The organism is Brevundimonas sp., assembly GCF_004210735.1.
Lineage (GTDB): Bacteria > Pseudomonadota > Alphaproteobacteria > Caulobacterales > Caulobacteraceae > Brevundimonas.
Genome location: NZ_SDZL01000131.1, coordinates 1 through 1,545, shown reverse-complemented (window position 1 = coordinate 1,545; position 1,545 = coordinate 1). Strand labels below are relative to the sequence as shown.

General features: G+C 66.6%; 2 protein-coding genes. One reads left to right on the top strand and one right to left on the bottom strand.

Features of this window, described 5'->3' with window-relative positions; all coding sequences use genetic code 11:
• Positions 1–235: MarC family protein (locus EON91_RS14415; RefSeq protein ID WP_292096094.1), on the top strand; the 235-nt coding region annotated here is incomplete at its 5' end.
• Position 236: 1 nt separating this feature from the next.
• On the opposite strand, the gene EON91_RS14410 is transcribed toward EON91_RS14415, so the two are convergent.
• Positions 237–1,545: hypothetical protein (locus EON91_RS14410; protein WP_292096092.1), on the bottom strand; the 1,309-nt coding region annotated here is incomplete at its 5' end.

The window sequence follows — 1,545 nt, the reverse complement described above, 5'->3', positions numbered from 1 at the left end:
GCAGAATGCTGGCGGCGACGCTGTCGGCATCAGCATTGTCTCATTTGCGATTGCCGCGAACCTTATACTGGCCGGCCTGATCTTCCTGGCGGCGGGTCCGCTGCTGAAGGTGATGGGCGACCAGATCGCGGGCGCCATCACGCGCATCTTCGGCGTCATCCTGTCGGCGCTGGCCGTGCAGATGATGATCGTCGGCGTGATCGGCGCGTTCGGTCTGCAGGTTCCCGCCGGCTAGATCAGCTGGCCGCGCCGTAGTCGTCCATCAGATAGACGGCGCTGACCTTCTTCGGCTTGTCGCGCGTGAACGACTTCCAGAACACCGAGACCGCCACGAAGCCAAGCAGGGCGAGGCAGGCGAGCAGGCCGGCCACCTGCATGCGCAGGGCGTTGGTCCAGGTCACCGTGGTGCGCGCGGTGTCGAGCAGGTTCTCGCCGTCATAGTCGGCCAGCGGCACGACACGGTCGCCGCCCGCACGGGCAACGAGCTGGGCGCGGCTGACATCGCCACGATCCTTGATGCGGCTGATGATGGCGACGGCGCTTTCAGTCGAGGTGTCCTGCGCGATCTGGCGGAGGATGCGGAATTCTTCCAGCAGCGGGGCGAGCTTTTCCTTGTCGATCGAGGTGCGGAAGACGCGTTCGACGACCTGGGCATTGCGCGGCGTGTAGCCGACTTCGTTGGAGAACTCGGCGGCCAGCAGGCGCTTCATTTCCTCGACCGGGACGACGTCCTCGATGCGCTTCTGCAGGTAGAGCTTGTAGGGGACGGTGCCTTCCTTGCGGGTGAGGAAGGTCGAGATCGCAACCGAGGCGCCCGCGCGGGCTTCCGGATCCGCCAGGATCAGGCCGATGCCGGAGAGCAGGAAGGACGTGACGTCGGTGTGGTCGTCGTTCGCCCAGCCGACGGCGGTGCGGGTGTGCTGCGGCAGGTCGCCGAGGCGGTTCAGTTCGATCGGGGCGTCTTCCACCCGGCCGGCCGTCAGGGTGGCGGTGGGCGCGGTGGCGACAGCCGGGGTCGCGCCGGGAACGGCGGAAGCCGGAGCGGAGGCGGTGAAAATGGACTGGAGCGGGGTCGTGCGGCGCTCGTACTCATCCTGCAGGTCTTCCGGCAGGTAAGCCACGGCGGCGTCGATCAGGGCGTCTTCACCCGAGCCGCTGGCAACCGCGATTCGGGCGCGGAGGGCGTCGCCATCCTTGCCGTGGAGCATGGCAGGCGCGCCAAGCAGCAGGCCGCGGACCCGGCGCAGCTCTTTTTCATCAAGCGAGGTGCGGACCATCTCGGACCAGACGTCGCGCGAGGCTTTATCGGGACGGGCGGAAATCTGCTGGAAGCGCTCATCCATCGCTTGGCGGGTGGCGGTGATGGCTTCGGGGGTCGCGGCAAACGCCGGGCGCTTGTCGCCATAGGCGGTCGAAATGACGTGAGACGCCATGAATGGCGTAACGCAAAGCGCAGCATTGAAGATGAGGGCGGCGTAGGCCGCGAATGGCAACCGGCGCTTGCGACGTCGATTCATCGAGCCCGCTTTCGTCTCTATAACGTGG